We start from the raw sequence: 21,734 nt of genomic DNA, 5'->3' as shown, positions 1-21,734 counted from the left end.
GGCCTACATTTGTTGGCATGGTCGAATGTGATCCCTCCACCACCCCCTCCGCCACCCCGCCCGGCGGCCGTTCCCGTGCGCGTTCCGCCACCCCCGCGGTCCGCCCCGAGGTCGATGCCGGCCCGCCCCCGGTGGTCACCGAGGCTCCCGACGCGGGCGGCACCCACCCGCGCCCCCGCCGCTCCGACGCGACCCGCGCCGCGATCCTCGCCGCGGCCCGGGACCGCTTCGCTGCCGACGGCTACGAGCGCGCCACCATCCGCGCCATCGCCCGGGACGCGGGCATCGACCCGTCGATGGTGATGCGCTACTACGGCAACAAGGAGGGCCTCTTCGCCGCCGCCTCGGAGATCGATCTGCGCGCCCCCGACCTCACGGCGGTGCCGTACGAGGAGCGGGGCGCCCGGCTCGTACGCCACTTCATCGAGCTCTGGGAGAGCGACGAGACGCTGACCGGGATGATGCGCGTCGGCGTCACCAATGAGGCGGGCGCGGAACGGATGCGGCGGATCTTCGCCGAGCAGGTGCGGCCGTTCGTCGACGCGGTCTGCCCCGTGCCGGAGGAGGCGCCGACCCGCGCCGCCCTGATCGGCTCGCAGATCCTGGGCATGGCGCTGTGCCGCTACGTCCTGAGGGTCGCCCCCGCCGTCGAACTCAGCCATGACGAACTCGTCGCCTGGCTGGCGCCCACCGTCCAGCGCTACCTGACGGCGGAACGGCCGTAGCGGCGAGGTGTGGGGACGCCGAGGCCCAGTCGCGTCGAGGGGGCGGCCGCGCCCGGCCCGGACGCGGCCGGGCGGCGACTCAGGACGGCTTGGTCACCGCCCCCGGCGACCGTCCGGCGATCCGTCGCAGATGGCCGTCGAAGACCTGCCGCGCCTCGGGCGTCAGCGTCCGCAGGGCCACCATCGCCGTCACGATGACATCGCACAGCTCCGCATGGACGTCCTCCCAGCTGTGGCTGTGCCCCTTGCGCGGATTCTGGCCGACGGCCCCGATGACGGCCTGGGCCACCTCGCCCGCCTCCTCCGAGAGCTTCAGGATGCGCAGCAGCCGCTCCTGCTCCGCCGGCAGCGCACTCTCCCGGTCGAGCCAGCCGACGAGCGCAGCGACGGTGTCCCAGGGGGCCGCGTCACCGGAGGAGACGCCGGAACGGGTGGGAGAAGAAGGGGAGTTGGCGTCCGCAACGGGACCCGAGGAGGTGGCGGCGGGATCAGACATGGCCCGATTGTGCCGCTCGTTCCCCGTCCTGTGCCCCCGTCGCCCCTAGGGTGAGGCGGCAACCGGCCACGGGCCGGCGGCCGGTGGACCGGTGGACCGGCGATCACCCTCTCGGCACGGTGGACGAGCGGAAGGCGGCCAGACGGATGGACGAGCACCCCGCGATGCCCCACGACCGGCTCCCGCAGGAGCTGATCGCGCTCTACGGGCTGACCCGGATGCCCCGTGAAGGCGGCTGGTACCGGCGTACGTGGGCGGGGCCGCCGCGGCCGGACGGGCGGCCGGAGGGGTCGGCGATCGTGATGCTGCTGACCGCCGAGCCGGGCGTCTACGCCGCGCTGCACCGGCTGCCGACCGACGAGATCTGGCACTTCTACGGGGGTGATCCGCTCGCCCTGCTCCTGCTCTCCGAGGCCGGCGACGCGGGCGGTGCCGGCGGCGCGGCCCGTACGGTCGTTCTCGGCCCGGATGTCCTGGGTGGGCAGCGCGTGCAGTTCACGGTGCCGGCCGGCACCTGGATGGCCGCCGAGGTCGCCGCCGGCGGGTCCTGGACGCTCTTCGGCTGCACGATGGCACCCGGCTTCACCTTCGCGGACTACGAGCACGGGGAGGCGGGGGCGCTGGCCGCGCGGTTCCCCCAGGAGGCGGTGCGGATCGGGGCGCTGAGCCGGGCATGACAGTGGTGCGGACCCCTCTTGAGCCGAACGCCGGGGGAGCGGTGGGTACTTCCGAACGGGCCGGCGCGCAGGGCCGATTCGGCCGGACCGGCCCCCCAACCGGGCCGTCGGGTACGGCCCCCGTACACGGGGCGGCAGCCCCGGTCGACCGGGCAGCCCCCACCGACCGCGCGGACACCGGGGACCGGGCAGGCCCCGCGGACCGCACGGACCGCACGGACGGGACCGCCCCCGCCCTCCCCGACCTCACCGGTCACGTCGTGCTCGTCACCGGGGCGTCGGGCGGGATCGGTCGGGGGATCGCGGTGCGGTTCGCCGCGGCCGGGGCGGAGGTGGTGGTGCACTACCGCACGGGGAGCGAGGCCGCGCGGGCGCTGGTCGACGAGATCGGGCGGAGCGGGCGGAACGCGCTCGCGCTGCGTGCCGATCTGGCCGTGGAGGAGGAGTGCCATCGGCTGGTCGCGGAGGCGGCCGGCTGGCGGGGGCGGCTGACCGCGCTGGTCAACAACGCGGGCGTGCAGCCCACCCAGGAACTGGCCGGGATGTCGCTGGCCGATTGGCGGGCCGTCGCCGACCCCGACGTGCACAGCGTCTTCGCCTGCACCCAGGCCGCGGCGGCGGTGATGCGCGGGTCCGGCGGCGGATCGGTGACCCATATCGCCTCGATCGAGGCGGACCGCCCGGCGCCACGGCACGCCCACTACTGCGCGGCCAAGGCGGCGGTGGTGATGCACGCCCGGTCCGCGGCGCTGGAGTACGGGCCGTACGGGATCCGCGTCAACAGCGTCTCGCCGGGATTGATCGCCCGGCCGGGCCTGGCCGACGACTGGCCCGAGGGGGTGCGCCGCTGGCAACAGGCGGCCCCCACCGGGCGGTTGGGGCGCCCGGAGGACGTCGGCGACGCCTGTGTCTTCCTCGCCTCGCCGATGGCCTCGTGGATCACCGGCCACGATCTCGTCGTGGACGGCGGCGTCTCGGCCCGGCCGACATGGTGAGCCGACCCGCAGGGTGGGTGGGCCCGCGACCCGGCGTCGGCCCGCGGCGCTGCTCCGCCCAGGCCGGAGCGGTCGGCTTCGCTACGGCCACACCAGGCAGTACGCCTGGTGGCCCGCCTCGTGGAGCCGGTGGGAGAAGTCCTGCCACTCGTGGAGGAGCTGGTAGACGCTGAAGGCGTCGCGCGGGCCGCCCCGGTCGGGGACGGTGGACCAGATGAAGGCGGCCGCGCCGACGGACTCCTCCCCGACGCCGCGCAGCGGGTCGACCACGGTCATGGGGAGCTTCACGACGGCGTAGTCGGGGTGGAGGACGACCAGTTCCAGCGGGGGGACCTTGTGCAGCGGTATGCCCTCTATACCGGTGAGGACCATGGCGGCCATGGTCTCCGGCTTGATCTTGGTGAACATGCCGCCCATGCCGAGCTCGTCACCGCCGAGTTCCTCGGGACGCATCGAGATCGGGACCCGGGCAGCCGTGGCGCCATTGGGTGCGCCGAAGTATTTGTACGTCACCCCCATGCGACCGCCCCTGGTTTCCCCGCCCGTAATGCTCTCGGTGCTCTTGGGAGGGTCGTCGCTGACGTTCTCGGCGCCCTCGCGCCGGTGACGGCCGCGCTGGGCGCGCTCGGGACCCCGGTCATTGGTTCCCTCGCCCAGTTCGCCACCGCGATGCATATCTCCACCCGACCACTCGCAGCCCCAGCCGCGCAACCCGATCATCGTCTCAGAGACCTCCCCCGTTGCCGGCGCGTGAAACGCCCGGCCGCACGCCCCCGTGCGCCTCTGAGACCATTGCTTGCGTGACTTACTCGTACGACGCCCCAGTTTCGCAGACGCGCGGGGGCTGACGCCCGGTCGAGAGCGAGAGGAACGAAAAAAGAAACCAAGAGGGAATGAAGCGGAATCGCGTGCCGGGCCGGGTGGTCCGCGGGGCGATTCCCGTACCGCAGTCAGCCGGGCCGTGTCCGCGCGCCGCCGCCCTCCTCCCCCGTATATGCAGGTCAGGATCACAGTGTCTTTTCCGTATGAAGCCCCTGTTTCGCAGTCGCTGTTCGACCGCGCGTCCGTGGTGACGCCGGGCGGCGTGAATTCTCCGGTGCGGGCGTTCCGGGCCGTGGGCGGTACGCCCCGGTTCATGGTGTCCGGTACCGGTCCATACCTCACTGATGCCGATGGCCGGGAGTATGTCGACCTGGTGTGCTCGTGGGGGCCGATGATCCTCGGCCACGCGCACCCCGAGGTGATCGCCGCGGTCCAGGAGACGGTCGCCCGCGGGACGTCCTTCGGGACGCCCGGTGCCGGCGAGGTCGAGCTGGCCGAGGAGATCGTGGCGCGGATCGCCCCGGTCGAGCAGGTGCGCCTGGTGTCGTCCGGCACCGAGGCGACGATGTCGGCGATCCGGCTGGCGCGCGGCTTCACCGGCCGGGCCAAGGTGATCAAGTTCGCCGGCTGCTACCACGGGCACGTGGACGCGCTGCTGGCCGCGGCCGGTTCGGGTGTGGCGACGTTCGGGCTGCCGGACACCCCCGGGGTGACCGGTGCGCAGGCCGGCGACACCATCGTGCTGCCCTACAACGACCTGGCCGCCGTCCGTGCCGCGTTCGCCGCGCACGAGGGCGAGATCGCCTGTCTGATCACCGAGGCGTCGCCGGGCAACATGGGCGTCGTCCCGCCGCTGCCGGGCTTCAACCAGGGGCTCGCCGACCTCTGTGCCGAGAACGGCGCGCTGTACATCTCCGACGAGGTCATGACCGGCTTCCGGGTCAGCAAGGCCGGTTGGTACGGCATCGACGGGGTCCGCCCGGACCTGATGACCTTCGGCAAGGTGATGGGTGGCGGCTTCCCGGCCGCGGCCTTCGGTGGCCGGGCGGACGTCATGGCGCACCTCGCCCCGGCCGGGCCGGTGTACCAGGCGGGCACCCTGTCGGGGAACCCGATCGCCACCGCCGCCGGCGTCGCGCAGCTGCGGCTGCTGGACGACGCCGCCTACGAGAAGGTCGACGCGGTCTCCGCCGAGGTCCGCGGGCTGGTCACCGAGGCGCTCGCCAAGGAGGGTGTGGCGCACCGGCTCCAGGTCGCCGGGAACATGTTCTCGGTGTTCTTCACGGACGCCGCGGTGAAGGACTACGAGACGGCGAAGACGCAGGAGTCGTTCCGCTTCACCGCCTTCTTCCACTCGATGCTGGCGCAGGGCGTCTACCTCCCGCCGTCCGCGTTCGAGTCCTGGTTCGTCTCCACCGCGCACGACACCGCGGCCGTCGAGCGGATCGCCGCCGCACTGCCGGCCGCCGCCCGGGCCGCGGCCGAGGCGACCGCATGAGCGAGCGCAGCGGACGAATCATCAGGAGGTGCGCGCCTCGCGAATGCGAGGGCGAGCGAAGCGAGCTCACGGCATGAGCGGCACCCAGGCCACGAGCGCTACGGAGCGGAAGACGGGCGACATGAGCAGCGGCGAGAAGAACGGCGACGAGATCACCGTCGTGCACCTGATGCGGCACGGCGAGGTGCACAACCCCGAGGGCGTGCTCTACGGTCGCCGGCCCGGGTACCACCTCTCCGACCTGGGTCGGAAGATGGCCGACCGGGTCGCCGAGCACCTCGCGGAGCGGGACATCACGCATGTGGTGGCCTCGCCGCTGGAGCGCGCGCAGGAGACCGCGTCGCCGATCGCCGGGGCGCACGGCCTGGCGATCGCCACCGACGAGCGGCTGATCGAGGCGGCCAACGTCTTCGAGGGCAAGACCTTCGGGGTGGGCGACGGCGCGCTGAAGAAGCCGGGCAACTGGAAGTACCTGACCAATCCGTTCCGGCCCTCGTGGGGCGAGCCGTACATCGAGCAGGTGGTCCGGATGATGGCGGCGCTCGGCGCGGCCCGGGACGCGGCCCGCGGGCACGAGGCGGTGGCGGTCAGCCACCAGCTGCCGATCTGGATCGTGCGCAGCTTCGCCGAGCGGCGCCGGCTGTGGCACGACCCGCGCAAGCGGCAGTGCACGCTGGCCTCGCTGACGTCGTTCACCTTCCACGGTGACAAGATCATCTCGGTGGGGTACAGCGAGCCGGCGCGCGACCTGGTTCCCTCCCACCTGCTGGCCGGCGCCAAACCCGCGAAGGGGAAGTCCAAGGCTTTCGGGGCCTGAAAAGCCGTTACATGGCGGAATGTCAAATTTTCCGGAAACGGAAAGTATGAGCGAATAACGCGGAACCTCACCGTCCGACATGCCCTCTACAAAGGTGTCCGTTTATATGGATATCGGGTTCGTTGAGCACGGATGGGGAACGACGCTATGGGCGCGATCAGTCGGCGGAGTCTGCTGGGGATGGGCGTGGGGGCAGCCGCCGCACTGGGTGTCGCCGGGTGCTCCGCCTCGGGGCAGGGCGACGCGGAGGGGCAGCGGGTCAAGAACGCGGCGCCGGCCCGCCCCAAGCTCATCGGCGACGGCTCGACCGCGGACTACGGCAAGCAGCCGAACCAGCCCGGCGCGCCCGAGCGGCTGGAGCCGGGGCAGACCCCGCCGCAGTTCGTGATCTTCTCGTGGGACGGGGCGGGAGAGGTCGGAAACGGCCTCTTCCCCCGGTTCCGCAAGCTCGCCAAGGACCACGGCGCGGCCATGACCTTCTTCCTCTCCGGGCTCTACCTCCTGCCCGAGGACAAGAAGCACCTCTACCTCCCGCCGAACAACAAGCCCGGCGCCTCCGCCATCGGCTACCTCAACAACGACCACATACGGGAGACGCTCGGCAATGTCCGCCAGGCGTGGCTCGACGGGCACGAGATAGGGACCCACTTCAACGGCCACTTCTGTGGCGACGCCCGGACCTCCGTCAAGCACTGGACGCCCGCGCAGTGGCAGTCCGAGATAGACCAGGCCATGGCCTTCGTCACGAAGTGGCGCACGAACACCGGATTCGACGACGCCGAACCGCTGCCCTTCGACTACCGCAAGGAACTGGTCGGCGCCCGGACGCCCTGCCTGCTCGGCCAGGAGAACCTGCTGCCCACCGCCCGGAAGCTGGGGTGGCGCTACGACGCCAGCTCGCCCGGCGGTCTCCAGGTCTGGCCCCGGAAGAAGCAGGGCATATGGGACTTCCCGCTCCAGCAGATACCTTTCCCCGGCCACTCCTTCGAGGTGCTCTCGATGGACTACAACATCCTGGCCAACCAGTCCAAGAACTCCACCAAGGCGCCGCCGGCCAACTACCCGGGCTGGCGCAAGCAGGCTGCCGACGCCTACATCTCCGGATTCCGTCGGGCCTACGAGACCAACCGCGCGCCGTTCTTCATCGGCAACCACTTCGAGCAGTGGAACGGCGGCATCTACATGGACGCCGTCGAGGAAGCGCTCAAGCACATCGCCAACGAGCGGAACAAGGACGTCCGGCTGGTCTCCTTCCGCCAGTTCACCGACTGGATCGACGCCCAGGACCCCCGGGTCGTCCGCAAGCTCCAGGGGATGGGCGTCGGCCAGCGGCCGGCCGGCGGCTGGAAGAGCTACCTCGCCGAGGTCTGACCCGGCCCGCAAGTCCGCACAACGCGCCGGAAGCTGTCGTTCCGTAGGGTCTGACATGCCCCTTTGCCCGGGGCGCGACGGGGCGAGGGGGGCGCGGAAGATCCGCAAATGGCCCATGCGAAACTTTTCACATGAGTGACAGCCGCGCCCCCCGCCGCCTCACCGGTCGCCGCCGTCTCGCCCTGTTCGCCGCGGGAGCGGCGGCCGCCTCGCTGACGCTGAGCGCCTGCGGCGACGGTGCCTCCGGCGGCTCGGCGCAGACCCGGTTCGTCCAGGGCAAGAACGGCGTCGACACCGTCAAGCCCGCCGACCGGCAGCCGGCCCCCGCCCTGTCCGGGGAGACCACCACCGGCAAGAAGCTGGACGTGGCCGACTACAAGGGCAAGGTCGTCATCGTCAACGTCTGGGGATCGTGGTGCGGCCCCTGCATCGCCGAGGCCCCCAACTTCGCCAAGGTCGCGAACGAGGTCAAGGACAAGGGCGTCCAGTTCGTCGGGATCAACACCCGCGACGCCGAGAAGTCGCAGGCCGTCCAGTTCGAGGAAGAGCACAAGGTGCCCTATCCGAGCCTGTACGACCCCACCGGCAAGCTGATGCTGCGCTTCCCCAAGGGCAGCCTCAACCCGCAGTCCATCCCCTCCACGATCGCCATCGACCGGCAGGGCCGGATCGCCGCACGGTCGATCGGCCCGCTTGCCGAGGACGACCTGCGCAAGATGGTCGACCCGCTGATCGCCGAGAAGTGATCGCGTGATCACGCTCGCCGCCAACGCCGCGGAGAACCAGACCATCCTCACCGGGGCCCTGATCGCGGCCGTCCCCGTCGCCCTCGTGGCCGGCCTGGTCTCGTTCTTCTCGCCCTGCGTGCTGCCCCTCGTCCCCGGCTACATGTCGTACGTGACCGGCGTCACCGGCTCCGACCTCGCCGACGCCCGGCGCGGCCGGATGCTGGCCGGCGCCTTCCTCTTCGTCCTCGGCTTCACCGCCGTCTTCGTCTCCGGCGGCGCCCTCTTCGGCTTCTTCGGCAAGACCCTCCAGGACTACAAGGACGTCATCGCGCGCGTCCTGGGCGTGCTGATGATCCTGCTCGGGCTGGCCTTCGCCGGCGTCCTGAAGCGGTTCGGCCAGCGCGAACTGCGGTTCCACAAGAAGCCCGCGATGGGGCTGGCCGGCGCGCCGGTGCTCGGTGTGCTCTTCGGCGTCGGCTGGACGCCCTGCCTCGGCCCCACCCTCACCGCCGTCAACACCCTCTCCTTCTACGACGCCAGCGCCGGCCGCGGCGCGCTGCTCACCGTGGCGTACTGCCTGGGCCTGGGGCTGCCGTTCATCGCGGTGGCGCTCGCCTTCCGCCGGGTGCTGGGCGCCTTCGGCTGGGTCAAGCGGCACTACGTCTGGGTGATGAGGGCCGGCGGCGGCATGATGATCGCCCTCGGCGTCCTCCTCCTCACAGGCGTCTGGGACATCCTGATGTCCCAGCTACAGAGCTGGACGCAAAGCATCACCGTTGGGATCTGATTGATGTCCACCAAGACCGACACCACGGACGAGCCGGACGCCGCCGACCAGGGCGGTGATCTCGGCATCGCCGGATCCCAGCTCTCCACCGCGCCCAAGGAGGACATCACCCTCCCCTCGCTCGGGCCGATCGGCTGGGCGCGCTGGTTCTGGCGCCAGCTGACCTCCATGCGGGTGGCGCTGCTGCTGCTCTTCCTGCTGTCCATCGGCGCGATCCCCGGCTCGCTGATCCCGCAGACCAGCATCGACCCGGTCAAGGTCGACGAGTTCAAGGGCAAGCACGCGACCCTCGGCGAGATCTACGACAAGCTGGGGATGTTCCACGTCTACAGCTCGGTCTGGTTCTCCGCGATCTACCTGCTGCTGTTCATCTCGCTGATCGGCTGCATCGTGCCGCGCGCCTGGCAGTTCGTCGGGCAGCTCCGCGGCCGCCCGCCGGCCGCCCCCCGCCGGCTCACCCGGCTGCCCGCGTACACCACCTGGCGCACCGGGGCGGCGCCCGAGCAGGTCCTGGACGCCGCCGAGCGGATGCTCAAGAAGCGGCGCTTCCGGATCCGCCGGGAGGGCACCGCGGTCGCCTCCGAGAAGGGCTATCTGCGCGAGGCCGGCAACCTCCTCTTCCACGTCGCGCTGATCGTGATGCTGGTGGCGTTCGCTGTCGGCAGCCTGTGGAAGTCCGAGGGCGGCAAGCTGGTCACCGAGGGCGACGGCTTCTCCAACAGCCTGACCCAGTACGACGACTTCTCCTCCGGCCCGTTCTTCGACACCGACACCATGGAGCCGTTCGGCTTCACCATGGACTCGTTCGACGCGACCTACGAACGGACCGGCCCGCAGAAGGGCACCCCCCGCACCTTCCGCGCCAACATCACCTACTTCACCGGCGCGGACGGCACCGAGCACAAGAAGTCGATCGAGGTGAACACCCCGCTCGACATCGCCGGCAACAAGGTCTACCTGCTCTCCCACGGCTACGCACCGGTCGTCACCGTCAAGGACGGCCGCGGCAAGGTCGTGTACCACGGCGCGGTGCCGTTCCTCCCGCAGGACCCCAAGAACTTCACCTCCTCCGGCGTGGTGAAGGTCCCCGGCGCGCAGTCCAAGGACGGCGAGCGCAACCAGCTCGGCTTCCAGGCGCTGTTCGTCCCGACCTTCGGCGGCAAGAACTCCGGGTCGATGTTCTCCCAGTTCCCCGCCCCGGACTTCCCCGTCCTGTCGGTGAACGCCTGGCACGGCGACCTCGGCATGGACTCCGGCCTGCCGCAGAACGTCTACCAGCTCGACACCAAGCGCCTGAAGCAGTACAAGGACGCCAGCGGCGACTTCTTCAAGAAGATGCTGCTGCCCAAGGACCGGGCGGCGAAGATGCTCGGTCACTCCGGCGCCAAGCTGACGCCCCAGGAGATCGAGGCCGAGTCCACGATGAAGCTCCCCGACGGGGACGGCTCCATCACCTTCGAGGGCATCAAGACCTGGGCCAGTTTCAAGATCACCCACCAGCCCGGCAACGGCCTCGCGCTGACCGGCGCGGTCGCCGCCCTGCTCGGCCTCGCCGCCTCGCTGTTCATCCAGCGGCGCCGGGTCTGGGTCCGCGCGGAGCGATCCGGCGAGAACGGTGCCGACGGCGGCGTCACCGTCGTCGAGATGGCCGGCCTCGGCCGCAGCGAGTCGGCCCGGGTGGCGGAGGAACTCGCCGCCCTCGCCGATGAGTTGACGCCCAGCGCCCCGCTGGCCGCCGCCGCACCGGACACCGGGGACGAACCCGCCGCGTCCGCCGAAGACCCGACGGAGCCGACCGACTCTGCCGATCCTGCTGATCCCTCCGAAGGAGCGCGCACGTGAATCTCGCTGCCGCAGCCAACGAGACACTGGCTCACTACAGCAATGTGCTGGTCTATTCGGCGATGGCCATCTACACCCTGGCCTTCGTCGCCCACATGGCCGAGTGGGTGTTCGGCAGCCGCAGCAAGGTCGGCCGGACCGCCGCCGCCCTGACCACCGAGGTCACCGCCCCCGCCGCGGCCCCCGTCCAGACCAGGCAGAAGGGCAGCACCGCCGTCCTGGAGCGCCCCAAGGTCGTCACCCGGTCCGTGACCGGCAGCCGTGACGTCCCCGACGGCCCCGGCGCCCACGGCGGCACCGAGAAGGGCGACCTCTACGGCCGGATCGCGATCTCGCTGTCCGTCCTGGCCTGGGCGCTGCACGTCGGCGGCATCGTCACCCGCGCCCTGTCCGTGCAGCGCGCCCCCTGGGGCAACATGTACGAGTTCTCCACGACCTTCGCCGGGGTCGCGGTGGGCGCCTACCTGGTCCTGCTGCTCCTGAAGAAGAACGTCCGCTGGATCGGCCTGCCGCTGGTCACCACCGTCCTGCTCACCCTGGGCCTGGCCGTCAGCGTGCTGTACACCGCCAGCGACCAGCTGGTGCCCGCGCTGCACTCGTACTGGCTGTGGATCCACGTCTCCTGCGCGATCCTCTCCGGCGCGGTGCTCTACCTCGGTGCGGTCGCCACCCTGCTCTTCCTCTTCCGCGACCGCTACGAGGACAAGCTCGCCGACCCGGACGGCCCGCAGCCCGGCAACTTCGCCACCTCGGTGCTGGAGCGGCTGCCCTCGGCCGCCTCGCTCGACAAGTTCGCCTACCGCATCAACGCCACCGTCTTCCCGCTGTGGACGTTCACCATCATCGCGGGCGCCATCTGGGCCGAGGCCGCCTGGGGCCGCTACTGGGGCTGGGACCCCAAGGAGGTCTGGTCCTTCATCACCTGGGTCGCCTACGCCTGCTACCTGCACGCCCGCGCCACCGTCGGCTGGAAGGGCCGCAAGGCGGCCTGGCTGGGGCTGATCGCCTTCGCCTGCTACCTCTTCAACTACTACGGCGTGAACATCTTCGTCACCGGCCTGCACTCCTACGCCGGCGTCTGAGCCCGCCCGAACCGCGACACACCGGTGCCGTACGGACCCGGCCCCTCATCGAGGGCCGGTCCGTACGGCACCGTCGTGTGTACAGGAGCCGCGCCGCCCCTACGGGAGCCGCGCCCCCGCCTCAGCGCCGCTTGCGCCGGCCGCGCTCCTGCCGCGGCGGCTTCTGGTCCTTGCCCGGCAGCGTCGGCTTGGGCAGGTGCGCCACCTCCCACTGCGCCTCGGCCAGCTTCTCGGCGGTGTCCCGCGGCAGCCGCGGCGGGTGGTGCGCCGAACCGAAGCCGAACGCCGAGGTCAGATCGCCGAAGGTGGCCCGCCGCCAGTCGCTGATGTTGGGCTCCGTCACGCCCGTGAACCGCTCCAGGAACTGCAGCACCGAGGTGTGGTCGAAGGCGTCGCCGGCCGCCCAGCCGCCCACCGTCCAAGGAGAAACGATCAAGCAGGGGACCCGGAACCCGCCCCCGATCGGCAGGCCGCGGACGAACTCGTCCTTGGTCCCCGCCGGCGGCATCGGCGGCGGCACATGGTCGAAGAGGCCGTCGTTCTCGTCGTAGTTCAGGATGAAGGCGGTCTTGGCCCACACCTTGGGGTTCGAGGCGATCGCCTCGATCTTCTTGGCCACGAAGTCGGCGCCGGCGGCCGGCAGGTAGTCCGGGTGCTCCGACTGGTAGCTGGTGGGGATGATCCAGGAGACCGCCGGCAGCCGGTCCTTGCGGGCGTCCTCCTCGAAGGCGCCGGCCGGCCCGGGCCGCACCCCTTTCTCGTACAGCGGGCTGCCCGGCTTGGCGTCCCGGAAGGTCTGGAACTGCTCCAGCAGGTTGCAGCCGTAGTCGTCCTCCTCCTGGTACACCTTCCAGCTGACGCCGGCCGCCTGAAGCCGCTCCGCGTACGTCGTCCAGCGGTACGGCTTCGGGGCGGTGTTGTTCAGGACCGGGCCGCCGTGGGTGCCGCCCGGGTCGAGGGTGCCGGTCATCCAGTACAGCCGGTTGGGCCAGGTCGGCCCGAAGACCGAGCAGAAGTAGTTGTCGCAGAGGGTGAACGCCTCGGCGAGGGCGAACTGGAAGGGGATGTCCTCGCGGGTGTGGTAGCCCATCACGTACGGCCCGTTCACGCCGTCCGCCTTGCGGTGCGCGGGCAGCCAGCGGTCCATCTTGCCGCCGTTCCACGCCTCGTGCTGGACCGACCAGGCGTGACTGGTGGACGGGATGGCCTGGGCGCTGGAGGTGTGGGTGTCGAGGCGGAACGGGAGCAGGTAGCCGTCGGGGTTCTCGGGGTCCGGCTGGTAGAAGACGGACCGGCCGGTGGAGAGGGTGAGCGCGCCCGGGTCGTTGAAGCCGCGGACGCCGCGCAGCGTTCCGAAGTAGTGATCGAAAGAACGGTTCTCCTGCATCAGCAGGACCACGTGTTCGATGTCGCGCAGTGAGCCGTGACGCGGGGGGCCGGCGGCAACGGCCTTCTGGACGTTGGGTGGCAGCAACGACAGCGCGGCGGTACCGCCGATCGCCCCGGCCGCCGAGCCGAGGAGTCTGCGTCGGGTCATGTCCGGCATGAATCCCACTCTCCCTGAGTCGCGTAAGCCCTCGGTGGGCCGTCCCGACTGTGGCGGCGGGGCAGTTTCCGAGGCAGGGGGAGGTTGCTGAACGCTGCGTCAAATGGCTATGAACAGACCAGAGTTGGCCGACCGGCCATACGCCTCATACGCCACGTGAAGCAGCGCCCGACCGCTCGTGCACCACCCCGACTACGCCTTTGTGACGATTGACGGGGACACGCGGCTTACGCACGGAGTTCCCCCGTGTGCCGGGCAGGGGCGGCGGCGGGTGTCAGGTGTGCACCTGCTGCATGGTGGACCTGGCGCGCTGGTACGCCTTCAGGGCGGGCCCCTGGTCGCCGGGTCCCCGCACCTCCAACACCATGGGCCCCTTGGGTGTCAGCACCAGGAGGAGCGTGACCTTCCAGGGCTTCTGGTCGTCCGGAGGGCTCAGCCGGTACGTCACTTCCACGGCGGAACTGAACCCGACCGTGGTCTCCTTGACCTGCTCCTCGCTCTGGTACTCGCCGTAGTTGGCCATGCCCTCGCCCCGGAAGGCGGCCATCATCTGCTTCGGGCCGCCGTCGAGCGGCCGGTCCGCGAGGTAGACGGTGAGCGGCGGGGTGCCCTTCTTCCCGCCCCCCGCGTCGATCTCGCACACGACGGAGAACGGCGGGGACTTCGAGGGCTGGTACGTCGGCATGACCGACTTCCGCGTCCACCGCTTCTCCGCCTCGAAGGTCATCGGCAGCGCACAGCCCGACCCCTGGGCGCCGACCGACACGACCCCGCCGCCGTCCGAAGCGCCCCCGCCGCCGTCCGACGCGGCGCCGCTCCCGCACCCGGCCACCGTCCCCGCCAGCAGCACCGCGCCCAGCAGGCCCCGGACCCCGCGTAGCCGTCTCCGCATCAGAACCCCCTGTTTTGCCTTCTCTTGGTACTGCGGGAAACGGCGAACGGTAGCGGACGCCCGGCAAGCGGATCAAGGGGGGCCGGGGACGCAGGCCGGTCACCGCAGACGCGCCAGGGCGGCCTCCGGCGCGGGATACGGCCGCTCGTCGGGGAGCAGCGCCCGCGCGGCCCGGTCCTCGCCCCCGCGCACCAGCGCGTGGACTTTCCGGGCCAGCGGCGTCACGTCGCGGATCGCCACGGTCCACTCGTCCGCGTACGCCCGGGACATCTCGCCGGACAGGCCGAGCTGGAGGGAGCGGTGGCCGAGCGGCTTCAGACGCAGATCGCGCTCGGGGTCCCACTGGACCCGGGCCGGCGAACGGCGCAGCTCGCGCTGCCAGGCGGCGCGGTCCGGGTGGAGCCCGGGGACGTAGTGCGACAGGCACGCATGGTCCAGCGCCCGGTCGAAGCCCTCGCGGGTGATCTCGACGGCCAGCACCGTCTCCTGATCGGCCTTGGTGGCCCAGCCGCAGCGGTACATCATCCACAGGAACGACGGCTTGATCCACGTCATCCGGTCGCGCTTCCAGGCGGCGGGGAACCGGCCGTCCCGCGCGGCGGGCAGGCCCAGGGACGGCGCGTACGCCTGGTAGACGGTGACGGTGTCCGCGGTGTGCAGCGCCCGGATGCGGCAGGACGGCTCACGGGCGGTGGTGGTGCCGGTGCTCATGCCGGCTCATCCTGCCGAGCCCGCACGCCGCGGGCCACCGGATTACCGGCCGAAGGCGGGCCCGGCCGGGCCCGGCCTCAGACCACGCCGATGTCCTCCTGCCACAGCTCCGGGTGCTCCCCGATGAAGTCGCGCATCATCGCCGCGCAGCCGGGATCGTCCAGCAGCACGATCCGCACGCCGTGCCGGGCCAGCCAGTCGTGGCCGCCGTGGAACGTCCGGGCCTCGCCGATGACGACCCGGGAGATGCCGAACTGGCGGACCAGCCCGCTGCACAGCCAGCACGGCGAGAGCGTGGTGACCATCGTGGTGCCGCGGTAGTCGCGCTGCCGCCCGGCCGCCCGGAACGCCGCGACCTCGGCGTGCAGCGATGGGTCGCCGTCCTGGACGCGGCGGTTGTGGCCGCGCCCGAGCAGCGTCCCGTCCGGGCCGTAGAGCGCCGCCCCGACGGGGACGCCGCCCTCGGCCAGCCCGGCCCGCGCCTCGGCGACGGCGGTGGCGAGCATGGTCCGGGCCTGCTCCTGGACGTGGTCGGGGTGGCCGGACGGGTCGCCATGACCGTCGACGCCGCCGTAGCGGCGGACGGAGTCGCGGTCCTGCCCCCACTGCCGTGTCCGGTCCTGATCCGGTGCCTGGTCCATGCCGGTCACTTTCCCCGCCGGGCCGGGCCACGGCAACGCGGGCTGGGCCGGACGGTTGTGAGGGGTGCTCAGGACGTGGCGGGCGGGGTGTCCTCGGGGCCCTTCCGGCCGCTCTTGCCGGGCGTCCCGTCGCCGCCGTCGGAGCCGGTCGCGCCGGTCGTGCCGTCCGTCCCGGTCGTGCCGTCGGCGGACCCGGCCTCCTTGCGCCGCAGCTCCTCCTCGCGGCGCCGCAGGTCGGCCTCCCAGTCCTTCAGCAGCGCCTCGTCCTTCTTGTTCTCCTCGCGCAGGGACCGCAGGAACTCCGGATTGTCGTCCGGCGCCACCCACGTCGTGGTGCTGTGATGGCGGTGCCACTCCGAGGGCGTGCTGCCCCCGCCGCCCGCGACCCGGTGCCGTTCCTTGCCGGCCACCAGCCAGGCGATCGGCCCGATCAGCACCTCGCCGAACAGCAGGATGATCAGCACCCACACCACCTTGGGCAGGCCGCGGACCTGCGACTCGGGGGTGTTGATGCAGTCGATGAACGCGTAGATCCACAGTGCCAGCACCAACAGGAACGGCAGATACCTGAGCATTGCGGACGGTCCCCCTGCGCTGTGGACGGGCCCGCGACGGGGCCCCGTGACCCGTACAGGGTAGTGCGTACCGGATACTGGAACGCATGGCTTACGACGATCTTCGCTCCCTGCTGCGGGCCCTGGAGCGCGAGGGCGACCTGACGCGCATCAAGGCCGAGGTCGATCCGTACCTGGAGGTCGGCGAGATCGTGGACCGGGTGCAGAAGGCCGGCGGGCCGGCGCTGCTCTTCGAGAACGTCAAGGGCTCGTCGATGCCGCTGGCCATGAACGTCTACGGCACCGACCGCCGACTCCTGAAGGCCCTCGGGCTCAAGGCGTACGAGGAGATCAGCGAGAAGATCGGCGGGCTCCTCAAGCCCGAGCTCCCGCACGGCTTCGTCGGCGTCCGCGAGGCGTTCGGCAAGCTCGCGAACATGACGCACGTCCCGCCGAAGAAGCTCAAGGGCGACGCCCCCGTCCAGGAGGTCGTGCTCACCGGCGACGACGTCGATCTGGAGCAGCTGCCGGCGCTGTTCACCTGGCCGAAGGACGGCGGTTCCTTCTTCAACCTCGGCCTGACCCACACCAAGCACCCCGAGACCGGCGTCCGCAACCTCGGCCTCTACCGCCTCCAGCGTCACGACAAGCGCACCATCGGGATGCACTGGCAGATCCACAAGGACAGCCGCAACCACTACCAGGTCGCCGCCAGGCGCGGCGAGCGGCTGCCGGTCGCGATCGCCTTCGGCTGCCCGCCGGCGGTGACCTACGCCTCGACCGCGCCGCTCCCCGGCGACATCGACGAGTACCTCTTCGCCGGCTTCCTCCAGGGCAAGCGGATCGAGATGGTGGACTGCAAGACCGTCCCGCTCCAGGTCCCGGCCCATGCCGAGGTCGTCATCGAGGGCTGGTTGGAGCCCGGCGAGATGCTGCCGGAGGGCCCGTTCGGCGACCACACCGGCTTCTACACGCCGCAGGAGCCGTTCCCCGCGCTGAAGATCGACTGCGTGACGATGCGGCGCCGCCCGCTGCTCCAGTCGATCGTCGTGGGCCGTCCGCCCACCGAGGACGGGCCGTTGGGCCGGGCCACCGAGCGGTTCTTCCTCCCGCTCCTGAAGATCATCGTCCCGGACATCGTGGACTACCACCTCCCCGAGTCGGGCGGCTTCCACAACTGCGCGATCGTCTCGATCGACAAGAAGTACCCCAAGCACGCCCAGAAGGTCATGCACGCCATCTGGGGCGCCCACATGATGTCGCTGACCAAGCTGATCGTGGTGGTCGACGCGGACTGCGACGTGCATGACCTCCACGAGGTCTCCTGGCGGGCGCTCGGCAACACCGACTACGCCCGCGACCTGACCGTCGTCGAGGGCCCCGTCGACCACCTCGACCACGCCTCCTACCAGCAGTTCTGGGGCGGCAAGGCGGGCATCGACGCCACCCGGAAGTGGCCCGAGGAGGGCTACACCCGCGACGGGGGCTGGCCGGACATGGTCGAGTCGGACCCGAGGACCGCGGCGCTGGTCGACCGCCGCTGGAAGGAGTACGGGCTGTGAGCGAGCCTGGCGAGCCGACGATCAACAGGTGCGTGCCGCGCGCGTGCCGGGCCGAGCGCAGTGAGGTTTCCGCATGAGTGCATCCGCCGCCGCGGTACCGCAGCCGGGCAGGACCCGGGCCTTCCTGAGGCTCGTCGTCATCGAGCACTCGGTCTTCGCGCTGCCCTTCGCCTACATCGCGGCCTTCACCGCGATGCACCAGCTGGACCGGAACGTCCACTGGATCCGACTGCTGCTCGTCACCGTCGCCATGGTCGGCCTGCGCACCTTCGCGATGGCCGTCAACCGCATCATCGACCGGGAGATCGACGCCCGTAACCCGCGCACGGCCGGGCGCGAGCTGGTCACCGGCGCGGTGTCGGTCCGGTCCGCCTGGACCGGCGCGCTGGTCGCGGTGGTGGTCTTCCTGGGCGCGGCCGCGCTGCTCAACCCGCTGTGTCTGGCGCTGGCGCCGGTCGCCGTCGTCCCGATGGTGGTCTACCCCTACGGCAAGCGCTTCACCAACTTCCCGCACGCGATCCTCGGGTTGGCCCAGGCGATGGCCCCGGTCGGCGCCTGGATCGCGATCACCGGCGAGTGGTCCTGGGAGCCGGTGATCCTCGGTCTCGCGGTCGGCATCTGGATCGGCGGCTTCGACCTGATCTACGCCTGCCAGGACGTCGAGGCGGACCGGACGAACGGCGTGATGTCCGTGCCGGCCCGCTTCGGTGTGCCGGGCGCGCTCTGGGGCGCCCGCTGGTGCCACGTCGTCACCACCGCGCTGCTGGCGTGGTACGGCGTCGCCATCGGCGCCGGTGTCTTCTTCTGGGTCGGGCTGGTGATCGTGGCGGTGGCCTTCTGCTACGAGCACGCGATCGTGCGCCCGCACGACACCTCGCGGCTCAACCGGGCGTTCTTCCAGGTCAACAGCTTCATCGGGATCGCGCTGTTCGTCTGTGCGCTGCTGGACCTGTTCGTCCGCGGCCTGACGCCCTGACGCCCTGGAGTGCTGACATCGCGGCGGTGCGTCGCCCGGCCGGTCAGACCTTGCTCATCGGCCAGGCGATCAGCCGCGGGTAGTGCCACAGTTCGCCCTTGGTCGCCTTGACCGTGCCGATGATGGCGCAGACCATTCCGGACACGGCGTAGGCCGCCATCATCACCATGATGGTCAGCAGCGGCACGGCTAGCCCCGGCGGGGGATCGCTCCGCCCGCTGTCGTCGGCCGCCGCGAAGATGACCGCGCTGCCAAGGTAGAGAACCAGGCCGAGCGCCGCGACGATGGCCTGGGTGAGGCCGAAGTTCAGCGCCTGGGTGGCGTGGTGGCGGACGTACGGGTCGTGCTTGTGGCGGGCGTTGCCCCGCAGGGAGAGCGGGCCTATCCAGCCCAGGAAGCCGCCCAGCCCGCAGAGCATCGAGCCGGCGGTGATGGTCAGCAGGGCGCCGAGGTGGGCCCACATCGCCGGGCTCGTCGAGGGCGAGGGCGGCGGCTGGAGGCCGTAGCCGGGGCCGGTGGGGTAGCCGTATCCGGGCGCACCCGGATAGCCGTAGCCGCCGGGCGGGGGAGTGGGCTGCTGCCAACCCGCGGGCGGGCCGTATCCCGGCTGGTGGTGGTCGGACATCGTGCACTCCCCCGTCGTCGTGTCGCTGTCTGGCCGCGCCGCGGCGCCGGCCGCGGACGCCGGGCCTCCCGACCCCCCGGTCCCGGCCCGGAGCGCGCTCCGCGACCCGGCTTCCGAGATTACGGGACGGGTCCGACAACGGCGCCGGCCGGCCGCACCGCCCGCCCCCGCTCGCGCAGCACGAACGCCGCCAGCACCCCGCCGACCAGCCCGAACAGATGGCCCTGCCAGCTGATCCCGCTGGTGGTGGGCAGCGCGCCCCACAGGATCGAGCCGTAGATCAGCCCGACCGTCACGCCGATCCCGACGTCCAGCAGCTTGCGCTCGATGAAACCGCGGACCAGCAGATAGCCGAAGAGTCCGAAGACCACTCCGGAGGCGCCCGCGGTGTTGCTGTGCGGGGCGGCCGTCAACCAGACGCCCAGTCCGCTGACGACGATGATCAGCAGTGCCGCGCCGAGGAACCGGCGGATGCCGCTGCGCAGCGCGGCGACGAAGCCGAGCACCAGCAGCGGGAGGGTGTTGGCCGCCAGATGGCCGAAGCCGAAGTGGATGAAGGCGGCGGGGATCACATCGACCAGCTCGGCCGGATCGCGGGGCTGGATGCCGAAGGCGTCGAGGGCGTTGCCGGTGACGGTGTCGAGGCCCTCCAGGACCCACAGCAGCGCCACCCAGCCCAGCATCAGCACGAGCGCGGGCCTGGCCCGTGCGGTACGCGGTGTCATCTCCCGCCCCCTCGTCCTCGACGTGTCCGGTCGCGTCCCCGGCGTCGTACCGGCGCACAGGTAGTAACGGTCATGACGGCCCCGGTGGTTCCGCCGGATAGGCTCGATCCGTGGAGCCGCCGCACAACGACACCAGCAAGCAGGACCCCGGCCGCCGACCATGGGTCGTGGGGATCTCCGGCGCGTCCGGGACGCCGTACGCCGCATCCGTGGTGCGCGGGTTGCTCGCGGCCGGGGAGGCGGTGGACCTCATCGTCAGTCGGGCGTCGCGGCTGACCCTGCTGGACGAGACCGGTATCGCCTTCCGGGACGCGCACTGGCGCGAGGACCTGCGGGAGTGGCTGGCGCGCGGTGCGGACGGCAAGCCGGACACCTTCCCGGTGACCGAGCGGGCGCTGGACGCGGTCCGGTACTGGCCGGCCGGGGATCTGGCGGCGGGTCCGTCGTCGGGTTCGTATCCGGTGCAGGGGATGTTGATCGTCCCGGCGAGCACGGCGTGTGTGGCCGGGGTGGCGCTGGGACTGTCGAAGGACCTGCTCCAGCGGGTGGCGAGCGTGACGCTCAAGGAGCGGCGGCCGCTGGTCGTCGCGGTGCGGGAGACCCCGCTGAACGGGCCGACGCTGAAGCATCTGGTGGCGCTGGACGAGGCGGGCGCCGTGGTGCTGCCCGCCTCTCCGGCGTTCTACGCGGGTGCGACGCACATCCAGGATCTGGTGGACTTCGTCGCGGGCCGGGTGCTCGATGCGGCTCAGGTGCCGCACGGGCTGTACCGGCGGTGGGAAGGGGAGCTGGGGGGCGGCTCCAAAGGGGAGGCCCCGAAGGCTCGTTAGCGCTTCTTGGCGGCGGCGCGGCCCAGGCGGCGCCGCGCCCGCGGGGTGGCGGTCTGCTGGGCGGCACGTGAACGATTGGCCTGGTCCTGCAGCTCACGCATGCGGGCGTAGGCCATCTCGATCGAGTACACGGTGACAACTCCTGTTGAAAGATCGTCCTTGATCGTTCTAAATGAATCACAGGACTAGGGCCCTGTATGCCTTAGATTCTACATGTAGAACGCAGAAACGCGGAAAGATTGGAAGGCTTGAGGGCATGGACGCGGTGGATAGGCAGCTCATTCAGGCACTTCGTGAGAACGGCAGGGCCTCCTACGCGGAGCTCGGCCGCCTCGTCGGCCTCTCCGGCCCCAGCGTCACGGACCGGATCAACCGCCTCGAAGCGGCCGGAGTGATCACCGGTTACCGCGCGACGGTCAACGCCGCCTCGCTCGGACTCGGCGTCACCGCCCTGGTCGGCATCTCCCTGTCGGACGCGGCCGACCACGAGGACGTCGCCCGCCGACTGAAGGACCTCGAAGAGATCGAGGACTGCTGGTTCATCGCCGGCGACGACTCGTACATGCTCAAGGTGCGGGTCGGTGACGTGGACGGACTGGAGCGCACCATCCGGCGGCTGTCCGGTACCAAGGGCGTCTCCCGTACGCGGACCACGATCGTGCTCTCCACCAAGTGGGAGAACCGCGTCGGCGAGCTTCCGGACGAGGTCGACTGAGCCCGGTGGACACCGACGGCGGACGGCGGCCCGGGCCCACTCCCAAGGGGCCGCCGTCCGCCGTGAAACCGGGGGAGTAGGCTCGGCGAAGCCCGTTTTTCGCACGAAACGGCCAGC

Annotated in this window: 24 protein-coding genes; 14 read left to right on the top strand and 10 right to left on the bottom strand. The window is 71.1% G+C overall.

Annotated features, from left to right (window positions below; translation table 11 throughout):
- Positions 1–17 precede the first annotated feature (17 nt).
- Positions 18–725, top strand: coding sequence for a TetR/AcrR family transcriptional regulator (locus JNO44_RS20880; RefSeq protein WP_205365636.1), 708 nt, complete (start codon positions 18–20; stop codon positions 723–725).
- A 79-nt stretch (positions 726–804) separates the two neighbouring features.
- On the opposite strand, the gene JNO44_RS20875 is transcribed toward JNO44_RS20880, so the two are convergent.
- Positions 805–1,221 (bottom strand): MazG-like family protein, encoded by a 417-nt coding sequence (locus tag JNO44_RS20875; RefSeq protein ID WP_205365635.1) that lies wholly within the window; start codon positions 1,219–1,221, stop codon positions 805–807.
- Positions 1,222–1,367: 146 nt separating this feature from the next.
- On the opposite strand from JNO44_RS20875, the gene JNO44_RS20870 reads away from it, so the two are divergent.
- Both JNO44_RS20870 and JNO44_RS20865 read left to right on the top strand, forming a co-directional pair.
- Entirely contained in the window at positions 1,368–1,898 is a 531-nt protein-coding gene (locus tag JNO44_RS20870; RefSeq protein ID WP_205365634.1) for a cupin domain-containing protein, read from the top strand.
- A gap of 41 nt (positions 1,899–1,939) precedes the next feature.
- The gene (locus JNO44_RS20865) at positions 1,940–2,893 is read left to right on the top strand and encodes an SDR family NAD(P)-dependent oxidoreductase (RefSeq protein WP_275695759.1); all 954 of its coding nucleotides are present in this window, start codon (positions 1,940–1,942) and stop codon (positions 2,891–2,893) included.
- Positions 2,894–2,974: 81 nt separating this feature from the next.
- Here the strand turns inward: JNO44_RS20865 and JNO44_RS20860 are convergent, their stop codons facing one another.
- Positions 2,975–3,568, bottom strand: coding sequence for a hypothetical protein (locus JNO44_RS20860; RefSeq protein ID WP_205365633.1), 594 nt, complete (start codon positions 3,566–3,568; stop codon positions 2,975–2,977).
- A gap of 319 nt (positions 3,569–3,887) precedes the next feature.
- On the opposite strand from JNO44_RS20860, the gene hemL reads away from it, so the two are divergent.
- The 7 genes from hemL (at position 3,888) to ccsB (ending at position 11,840) form a co-directional block, all read left to right on the top strand.
- On the top strand, positions 3,888–5,213 hold the full coding sequence (gene hemL, locus JNO44_RS20855) for a glutamate-1-semialdehyde 2,1-aminomutase (protein WP_205365632.1): 1,326 nt from the start codon (positions 3,888–3,890) through the stop codon (positions 5,211–5,213).
- A gap of 121 nt (positions 5,214–5,334) precedes the next feature.
- On the top strand, positions 5,335–6,030 hold the full coding sequence (locus JNO44_RS20850; RefSeq protein WP_039635150.1) for a histidine phosphatase family protein: 696 nt from the start codon (positions 5,335–5,337) through the stop codon (positions 6,028–6,030).
- A gap of 147 nt (positions 6,031–6,177) precedes the next feature.
- Positions 6,178–7,401: a polysaccharide deacetylase family protein gene (locus JNO44_RS20845; protein WP_205370134.1), complete on the top strand. Its 1,224-nt coding sequence runs from the start codon at positions 6,178–6,180 to the stop codon at positions 7,399–7,401.
- Between the two features lie 131 nt (positions 7,402–7,532).
- Positions 7,533–8,147, top strand: coding sequence for a TlpA family protein disulfide reductase (locus tag JNO44_RS20840; RefSeq protein WP_205365631.1), 615 nt, complete (start codon positions 7,533–7,535; stop codon positions 8,145–8,147).
- A gap of 4 nt (positions 8,148–8,151) precedes the next feature.
- Positions 8,152–8,916 (top strand): cytochrome c biogenesis CcdA family protein, encoded by a 765-nt coding sequence (locus tag JNO44_RS20835; protein WP_205365630.1) that lies wholly within the window; start codon positions 8,152–8,154, stop codon positions 8,914–8,916.
- 3 nt (positions 8,917–8,919) lie between these two features.
- Positions 8,920–10,758 (top strand): cytochrome c biogenesis protein ResB, encoded by a 1,839-nt coding sequence (gene resB / locus JNO44_RS20830; protein WP_205365629.1) that lies wholly within the window; start codon positions 8,920–8,922, stop codon positions 10,756–10,758.
- The gene (gene ccsB, locus JNO44_RS20825) at positions 10,755–11,840 is read left to right on the top strand and encodes a c-type cytochrome biogenesis protein CcsB (RefSeq protein WP_205365628.1); all 1,086 of its coding nucleotides are present in this window, start codon (positions 10,755–10,757) and stop codon (positions 11,838–11,840) included. The genes resB and ccsB overlap by 4 nt, the downstream gene beginning before the upstream one ends.
- A gap of 121 nt (positions 11,841–11,961) precedes the next feature.
- Here ccsB and JNO44_RS20820 read toward each other — a convergent pair whose 3' ends face one another.
- The 5 genes from JNO44_RS20820 to JNO44_RS20800 all read right to left on the bottom strand — a co-directional run bounded on the left by JNO44_RS20820 (position 11,962) and on the right by JNO44_RS20800 (position 16,205).
- On the bottom strand, positions 11,962–13,386 hold the full coding sequence (locus tag JNO44_RS20820) for an alkaline phosphatase family protein (protein WP_205365627.1): 1,425 nt from the start codon (positions 13,384–13,386) through the stop codon (positions 11,962–11,964).
- Positions 13,387–13,660: 274 nt separating this feature from the next.
- Positions 13,661–14,278 carry a lipoprotein gene (locus JNO44_RS20815; RefSeq protein ID WP_205365626.1) on the bottom strand — a complete coding sequence of 206 codons (618 nt, stop codon included), beginning with the start codon at positions 14,276–14,278 and terminating at the stop codon, positions 13,661–13,663.
- Positions 14,279–14,377: 99 nt separating this feature from the next.
- On the bottom strand, positions 14,378–14,989 hold the full coding sequence (locus tag JNO44_RS20810) for a DUF4291 domain-containing protein (RefSeq protein WP_205365625.1): 612 nt from the start codon (positions 14,987–14,989) through the stop codon (positions 14,378–14,380).
- 77 nt (positions 14,990–15,066) lie between these two features.
- The gene (locus JNO44_RS20805; protein ID WP_205365624.1) at positions 15,067–15,630 is read right to left on the bottom strand and encodes a nucleoside deaminase; all 564 of its coding nucleotides are present in this window, start codon (positions 15,628–15,630) and stop codon (positions 15,067–15,069) included.
- Between the two features lie 68 nt (positions 15,631–15,698).
- Positions 15,699–16,205 (bottom strand): PLD nuclease N-terminal domain-containing protein, encoded by a 507-nt coding sequence (locus JNO44_RS20800; RefSeq protein ID WP_205365623.1) that lies wholly within the window; start codon positions 16,203–16,205, stop codon positions 15,699–15,701.
- Positions 16,206–16,291: 86 nt separating this feature from the next.
- On the opposite strand from JNO44_RS20800, the gene JNO44_RS20795 reads away from it, so the two are divergent.
- Entirely contained in the window at positions 16,292–17,746 is a 1,455-nt protein-coding gene (locus tag JNO44_RS20795; RefSeq protein WP_073442598.1) for a menaquinone biosynthesis decarboxylase, read from the top strand.
- A gap of 73 nt (positions 17,747–17,819) precedes the next feature.
- A complete protein-coding gene (gene mqnP, locus JNO44_RS20790) occupies positions 17,820–18,722 on the top strand; it encodes a menaquinone biosynthesis prenyltransferase MqnP (RefSeq protein ID WP_205365622.1) in 903 nt (300 codons plus the stop codon).
- Between the two features lie 43 nt (positions 18,723–18,765).
- Here the strand turns inward: mqnP and JNO44_RS20785 are convergent, their stop codons facing one another.
- Both JNO44_RS20785 and JNO44_RS20780 read right to left on the bottom strand, forming a co-directional pair.
- Positions 18,766–19,347 (bottom strand): DUF4870 domain-containing protein, encoded by a 582-nt coding sequence (locus tag JNO44_RS20785; RefSeq protein ID WP_205365621.1) that lies wholly within the window; start codon positions 19,345–19,347, stop codon positions 18,766–18,768.
- 119 nt (positions 19,348–19,466) lie between these two features.
- Entirely contained in the window at positions 19,467–20,072 is a 606-nt protein-coding gene (locus tag JNO44_RS20780) for a rhomboid family intramembrane serine protease (protein WP_205365620.1), read from the bottom strand.
- A 110-nt stretch (positions 20,073–20,182) separates the two neighbouring features.
- Between JNO44_RS20780 and JNO44_RS20775 the strand changes: the two genes are divergently transcribed.
- On the top strand, positions 20,183–20,902 hold the full coding sequence (locus JNO44_RS20775) for a UbiX family flavin prenyltransferase (RefSeq protein WP_039635177.1): 720 nt from the start codon (positions 20,183–20,185) through the stop codon (positions 20,900–20,902).
- On the opposite strand, the gene JNO44_RS44470 is transcribed toward JNO44_RS20775, so the two are convergent.
- Positions 20,899–21,033 (bottom strand): hypothetical protein, encoded by a 135-nt coding sequence (locus tag JNO44_RS44470; RefSeq protein WP_258018457.1) that lies wholly within the window; start codon positions 21,031–21,033, stop codon positions 20,899–20,901. The genes JNO44_RS20775 and JNO44_RS44470 overlap by 4 nt on opposite strands.
- 125 nt (positions 21,034–21,158) lie before the next feature.
- On the opposite strand from JNO44_RS44470, the gene JNO44_RS20770 reads away from it, so the two are divergent.
- Positions 21,159–21,617 (top strand): Lrp/AsnC family transcriptional regulator, encoded by a 459-nt coding sequence (locus JNO44_RS20770; protein WP_039635179.1) that lies wholly within the window; start codon positions 21,159–21,161, stop codon positions 21,615–21,617.
- Positions 21,618–21,734 lie beyond the last annotated feature (117 nt).

The organism is Streptomyces noursei, from assembly GCF_016917755.1.
Classification (GTDB): Bacteria; Actinomycetota; Actinomycetes; order Streptomycetales; family Streptomycetaceae; genus Streptomyces; species Streptomyces yunnanensis.
This window is presented reverse-complemented; position numbering and strand designations above follow the sequence as displayed.